Consider the following 6,321-nt stretch of genomic DNA (forward strand, 5'->3'; position numbering starts at 1 on the left):
GGTCAGAGGCAATGAGTTTGCCGGACTGGGCCGACCCGGCCGGCCGCGCCGGCCTGGCCGCCGCCGCCGAACGCTTCCAACGTGTCGCCCGCAGCATCGACGAGGTGATCGACCGCACCCGCCTGCTGCAGGAGGAACTGGCGGCGCAGCGGGCCGAGGCGATGAACCGCAGCCTGCTGGTGCTGGCGGTGCTGACCGCGATCTTCCTGCCGATGACGCTGATCACCGGCATCTTCGGCATGAATGTCGCCGGTCTGCCCGGCCTGCAGGATCCCAGCGCCTTCCTGTGGGTGATGATCCTGATCGTCGTCGCAGGCGTGGCGACCCTGGCCCTGATGTTCTGGCGACGGATGTTCTGAAAGCCGGCCCGATACCGCTGCTGGCACGGCCGGCTTTCGGGGCCGGGAGTTACTCCGCCGCGGTGCGGCTGCCGATCGCCGGCAGGTTGCGCAGCAGCAGACGCACCAGCTCGGACTGCCGGTTGGTGCGGGTCTTCATGAAGATCTTCTTGAGGTGGTTGCGGATCGTCTCGTAGCTGACGTCGAGGCGGGTCGCGATCTCCTTCAGCGACAGGCCGGCCGCCAGCTCGCCGGCGATCCGCGCCTCGGTCGCGGTCAGGCCGTACAGCCGCCGCAGCTCCGGCTGCGACAGCTGGTTGGCGGGCGCCGGCGCGGCGATGAATACCGCCGCCTTGGGCTGGGTCAGGCTGAGCAGCGGCCGGTTGCGGCTGACCGGCGCCACCAGCACCGCCAGCTGGTCGCCGCCGGCCGAATCCGACAGCGTCAGGCCGCCCCCCGGCTCCATCCGCGGGTCGTCGAGGATGATCGAGGCCGAGGCGATCAGCTGGCGCAGCCGCGCCGTCTCCGCCGGCTGGGTGGCGGCGAGCAGGCCGCGCTGGTCGACCCGCAGCGCGGTGCCGGCCCGCAGCAACGACTCGGCCACTCGGTTGGAGAAGGAGACCCGGCCGGTCGGGTCGGTCAGGACCACGCCGATCGACAGGCGGTCCAGGCCGGTCTCGAGCACGTCGCGCTGGGTGACCACGTCCCCCAGCCGCTGGTGGATCTGCGCCGCACGGGCGAAATGCGGCAGCAGCCGCCGCATCTTCTCCGCCAGCTGCTCCGTCTCCTCTTCCGCCATCGGTTCGGCATGCAGCACGCTGATATGGGCGGAGACGCCGCCGCGGCGCAGGAAGGTGCCGCCGATGCCGGACAGCAGCTGCTGCGGCCGCAGCCAGTCGGAGAAGAACTCGGTCCGCTCCAGATTGGGGCGGGGCACCAGCGTGTCGCTGACCGTGACCTCGCCGACCGCGCGGCTCAGGACCCGTTCGCTCCACGGGTTGAGGCGCCAGAAATGCTGGGCGTAGCTGTCGAGGAAGCCCTGGTCCCAGCGGCTGGTCGCGGCCAGCGCCTCATAGGCCGTGCTCTCGGCGTCGTCGGATTCATGCAGCAGATACAGGCTAGCATGGCCGTCGGCGAACAGCCCGGCCAAGTCATTGAGAACTGAATCCCAGAGCCCGTGGTCGAGCGCCGCGTCGTAGATCCGCGCAATCAGGTCCGGGAGATCATCCGCCATTTCGGGAACGATCCTCGACTGGACACCAACGGAACGGGCCTTGCGCTGCGGCACACGGCTCGCTTCGTCACCCTGCCGGGAAAGATAGTCCATTTGGGTCAGGCTGCCACCCTCAATTTGCAGATGGGACCGGAATGGGTTTTCAGTCATCCTCCGGGTGTTTCAAGTATAGAGAGATTACAGACACCCACACAAATTGATACGGTTTTTATATATTTTTGAGGCATTAGGTTGAAAAATCAGAAGCCGAGCGGCTCGTCCAGGGAGGTTCACCGGGGACGAAGATGCAAACCGACGGCGAAACAGGGGACAGGCCACACCCGTCGGTGTGGCCTGTCTCGTTTCGGCGGTCGGCAACACCCGCGCCGGTCCGATCATGGATCAGAGGGCCGAAAGAGAGAGGCCGGCGGCGCCGGCGGCCAGCATCGCGGCCGTCGCCGGCAGGATGCGCAGGGCCATCGCCCGGCCGCCCAGGACCACGGCGAGGCCGGCCTTGACCAGGGTGTTCACCCCGGCCGCGATCAGCACCACCGCCGCGCCGACCGCGATGTCGAGCCCGCCCTCGGTCAGCCGCGCCGCCGACAGGGTGATGGCGTCGACATCGGCCAGGCCCGAGACGGCGGCGAGCAGATAGAGGCCGGCGGCGCCGAGCGTGGCGTCGAGCGCCTTCGACAGCACCAGCACCACCACGATCAGCGCCACGATCTTCAGCGCCGACCACAGCTCCAGCGGATTGCCGAGCGGCGGCGCCTCGCTGGTCCTGTCGCCGCTGGCCCGCCACAGCCACAGGCCGCAGCCGATCGCCACGATGGCGGCCCCGGCCAGCGGCGCGGCCAGGGCCAGGAACAGCGGCGGGTGCAGCACCAGGACCAGCGCGGCCACGCGCAGGACCATCACCGCCCAGGCGGCGACGATGCCGGCGGCCAAGGCCGGCGCCGCCTGTGGCGCGGCCCGCGCCTGCCGGGCGAAGACCAGGGTCAGCGCGGTGGAGGAGACGAGGCCGCCCAGCAGCCCGGTCAGCAGCGTCCCGACCCGGGGGCCGGCGATGCGCACGGCGGCATAGCCGGCGAAGGACAGGCCGGCGACCAGTACCACCAGCCACCAGACCTTCGCCGGGTTGATCGCCTGCCAGGGGTCGAGCGTCCGGTCCGGCAGCAGCGGCGGCACCACCACCGCGATCAGCAGGAACTGCAGCGCCGCCGCTGTCTCGGCCGGGGTGAAGCGGTCGAGCAGCCCGTGCAGCCGGACCTTCTCGCGCAGCACCAGGGCGACGATGACGGCCCCGCCCGCGCCGGCCAGGACATGCCCCGCCCCGGCGGCGGCGCCGAGCAGGACGGTGACCAGCATCGCCACCTCGGTGGTCAGGCCGAGGCTGCCCTGCTCCCGCAGATAGGCCGCCAGCATGTAGGCGCCGATGCCGGCCAGGAACAGCAGCAGCGGGCCGGGCCCGAGATCCGGCGCCAGGAAGGCGGCCACGCCGCCGCCGAAGCCCGCGATGGTGAAGGTGCGCAAGCCCGCGGCGCGCCGGCCCTCGGGCCGATCGCGGTCGGTCCAGCCGCGCTCCAGCCCGATGATCAGGCCGACGGCCAGGGAGGCGCCGAGGCGGAGGGCGACGGTGAGATCGTCCATCGCCGCCCTCGCCCGGTCAGCCGTTCAGCTTCTTCTTCAGCAGCTCGTTCAGCATGGCCGGGTTGGCCTTGCCGCCCGAGGCCTTCATCACCTGGCCGACGAAGAAGCCGAACAGCTTGTCCTTGCCCGAGCGGTACTCGGCCACCTTGTCGGCCTGCGCCGCCATCACTTGGTCGATCACCGCCTCGATCGCGCCGGTGTCGGTGACCTGCTTCAGCCCCTTGGCCTCGACGATGGCGCCGGCGTCCTGCCCGGTCTCCATCATCTCGGCGAAGACGTCCTTGGCGATGCGGCCGGAGATGGTGTTGTCGGCGATCAGGTCGATCAGGCCGCCCAGCTGCTCGGCCGAAACCGGGCTGTCCTCGATCTCCTTGCCGGCCTTGGCCAGGCCGCCGAACAGCTCGTTGATCACCCAGTTGGCTGCCAGCTTCGGGTCGCGCCCCTTGGCCGCGCGCTCATAGAAGAAGGCCTTGGCCTGCTCGGCCACCAGCACCCCGGCATCATAGGCCGACAGGCCGTACTCACTGATGAAGCGGGCCTTCTTCTCGTCCGGCAGCTCCGGCAGGGTGGCGGCGATGCGCTCGATGAAGCCGTCCTCCAGAACCAGCGGCAGCAGGTCCGGGTCGGGGAAGTAGCGGTAGTCATGCGCATCCTCCTTGGTGCGCAGCGACCGCGTCTCGCCCTTGTTCGGGTCCCACAGCCGGGTCTCCTGGTCGATCGACCCGCCGCCCTCGATGATCTCGACCTGGCGCCGCGCCTCGAACTCGATCGCCGCCATGACGTGGCGGATCGAGTTGACGTTCTTGACCTCGCAGCGCGTGCCGAAGGCGGTGTCGCCGACCTTACGGACTGACACATTGACGTCGCAGCGCATGGAGCCTTCCTCCATGTTGCCGTCGCAAGTGCCGAGATAGCGCAGGATCGACCGCAGCTTGCGCAGATAGGCCGAGGCGTCGTCCGGGCTGCGCAGGTCGGGCTCGGACACGATCTCCATCAGCGCCACGCCGGACCGGTTCAGGTCGACGAAAGTCTCGCGCGGCGACTGGTCGTGCAGGCTCTTGCCCGCATCCTGCTCGAGATGCAGCCGGGTGATGCCGACCGTGCGCGACGACCCGTCCGGCAGGTCCAGCACGATCTCGCCGGTGCCGACGATCGGGTCCTTGTACTGGCTGATCTGGTAGCCCTGCGGCAGGTCGGCGTAGAAGTAGTTCTTGCGGTCGAACACCGAGCGGCGGTTGATCTGCGCCTTGAGGCCGAGGCCGGTCTTCACCGCCTGCTCGACGCAGTAATCGTTGATCACCGGCAGCATGCCGGGCATGGCAGCGTCGACCAGGCTGACCTGGCTGTTCGGGGCCGCGCCGAAATCGGTGGCGGCGCCGGAGAACAGCTTGGCCTTGGAGATGACCTGGGCATGGACCTCCAGCCCGATCACCGTCTCCCAGGTGCCCGTCTCGCCCTCGATCGTGTACATGGAACCGCTCGCACTCAAACCGTCCGGAAGCGAGACAGGGAGCGCGGAAGGGGGGCCTGTGTCAAGGATTTCAGGGCTGCCCCGCTACGGCCGGATGGCGACCTCCGCCTCGATCTCGACTGCTAGGCCGAAGGGCAGGCCGGCCATGCCGACGGCCGAGCGGGAATGCGCCCCGCGCTCCGGCCCGAAGACCTCGAGGATCAGGTCGGTGAAGCCGTTGATCACCAGCGGGTAGCGGTTGAAGGACGGCGCCGCGTTGACCATGCCGAAGGCGCGCAGCCAGGCGGTGATGCGGTCGAGGTCGCCCAGCGCCTCCTTGAGGCTGGCCAGGATGGCGAGGCCGGTCAGCCGAGCGGCCTGATAGCCCTGCTCCTCCGTCAGCTCGTGCCCGACCTTGCCGAGCAGCGGCGCCAGCGCCCCGTCCGGCGCCAGGGCGCCGTGGCCGGAGACATAGGCCCGGTCGCCATGCACCCGCACCCATGGGAAGCTGAGCTTCACCCCGGGCGGCAGCTGGATTGGCGCCGGCAGTTGCAGGCCCAGCGCGCTCAGTCTCGCCTCGATCTCGGCCATGACCAGATTCCTTAAGGATCGGTAAGTATCAGGAAAAGCGTCTCCGGCCGATGCTAGCGGGCCGCCGGGCCGGGGCAACCCCGGCTGCTGCGGCAGAAGAGCCGGCCCGCGTGACCATCACATTTTGCGCGGCCCGGAACATAGGAAGGACAAGCCGCGGGACCGATGCGGGTCGGTCCGTTTTTCAGGTCCCCGGGAATTCAACCCCATGAACGGGTGCCGTCCGCATCGGCACCGAGCCCCCTGCCAAATATGTTCGGGAGATCCCTATGGTCGCATCCCCTTGGTTGACCAGAACAGCCATGGCCGCCGCTCTTGCCGTCCTGGCCGGATGCGTCACCTCCTCCAACCCGGCGAAGCCCGCCTACACCCCGCCAAGCGCCCAGACCCTCGCGGCATGGCAGGCCGACGCGCAGCAGGGCAAGGTGCCCGCGCAGGACAGGCTGGGCGAGTATTACTTCCAGACCAAGGACTATGAATCCGCCCGCCGCTGGTACGGCAAGGCCGCCGACCAGGGCGACGCCACGGCACAGTACAATATGGGCGTGATCTACGCCTTCGGCCATGGCGTGCCCAAGGACCAGGCCAAGGCCATTGCGTGGTACCGCAAGGCGGCCGAGCAGGGCGACGCCGACGCCCAGTCCATCGTCGGCAGCGCGTACCAGAACGGCCAGGGCGTGCCGCGCGACCTCGCCCAGGCCGCCGCCTGGTACCGGAAGAGCGCGGAGCAGGGCAACGCCGAGGCCCAGTCCAGGCTGGGCTATCTCTACGACATGGGCCAGGGCGTGCCGCGCGACGACGCCCAGGCCGCCGCCTGGTACAAGAAGAGCGCCGACCAGGGCAATGCGGACGGCCAGAACAATCTGGGCGTGCTGTATCTCCAGGGCAAAGGCGTGCCGCAGGACCGCGCCGCGGCGGCGGAGCTGTTCCGCGCCTCGGCGGCCCAGGGCAACCGCGAGGCACAGGGCAACCTGGCGGATCTGACCAGGTCGTCAGGGCCAGTGGTCGGCGGCTACAACCCGGGAATGCCGCCAGGCCCGCAATACCAGGACAACAGCGACCAGCAGCAACAATACGAC

6 protein-coding genes are annotated in these 6,321 nt (G+C 69.4%); 2 read left to right on the forward strand and 4 right to left on the reverse strand.

Annotation, left to right across the window (positions count from 1 at the left end):
* The coding region (locus ABDW35_RS29875) for a CorA family divalent cation transporter (RefSeq protein WP_343717491.1) at positions 1-359 on the forward strand (359 nt) is incomplete at its 5' end.
* A gap of 49 nt (positions 360-408) precedes the next feature.
* Here ABDW35_RS29875 and ABDW35_RS29880 read toward each other — a convergent pair.
* From ABDW35_RS29880 to ABDW35_RS29895, 4 genes are all read right to left on the reverse strand, one after another.
* Positions 409-1,572: a helix-turn-helix transcriptional regulator gene (locus tag ABDW35_RS29880; protein WP_343717492.1), complete on the reverse strand. Its 1,164-nt coding sequence runs from the start codon at positions 1,570-1,572 to the stop codon at positions 409-411.
* Positions 1,573-1,953: 381 nt separating this feature from the next.
* Positions 1,954-3,201, reverse strand: a complete 1,248-nt coding sequence (locus ABDW35_RS29885; protein WP_343717493.1) for a DUF4010 domain-containing protein — start codon at positions 3,199-3,201, stop codon at positions 1,954-1,956.
* Between the two features lie 16 nt (positions 3,202-3,217).
* Complete coding sequence (gatB, locus tag ABDW35_RS29890; RefSeq protein ID WP_343717494.1) at positions 3,218-4,672, reverse strand: Asp-tRNA(Asn)/Glu-tRNA(Gln) amidotransferase subunit GatB; 1,455 nt, start codon at positions 4,670-4,672, stop codon at positions 3,218-3,220.
* Between the two features lie 84 nt (positions 4,673-4,756).
* Complete coding sequence (locus tag ABDW35_RS29895) at positions 4,757-5,242, reverse strand: RidA family protein (RefSeq protein ID WP_343717495.1); 486 nt, start codon at positions 5,240-5,242, stop codon at positions 4,757-4,759.
* 302 nt (positions 5,243-5,544) lie between these two features.
* Between ABDW35_RS29895 and ABDW35_RS29900 the strand changes: the two genes are divergently transcribed.
* A partial coding sequence (locus ABDW35_RS29900) for a tetratricopeptide repeat protein (protein ID WP_343717496.1) occupies positions 5,545-6,321 on the forward strand: 777 nt, incomplete at its 3' end.

The sequence above is a fragment of the Inquilinus sp. genome (assembly GCF_039594555.1).
In the GTDB taxonomy this organism is placed as follows: Bacteria; Pseudomonadota; Alphaproteobacteria; order DSM-16000; family Inquilinaceae; genus Inquilinus.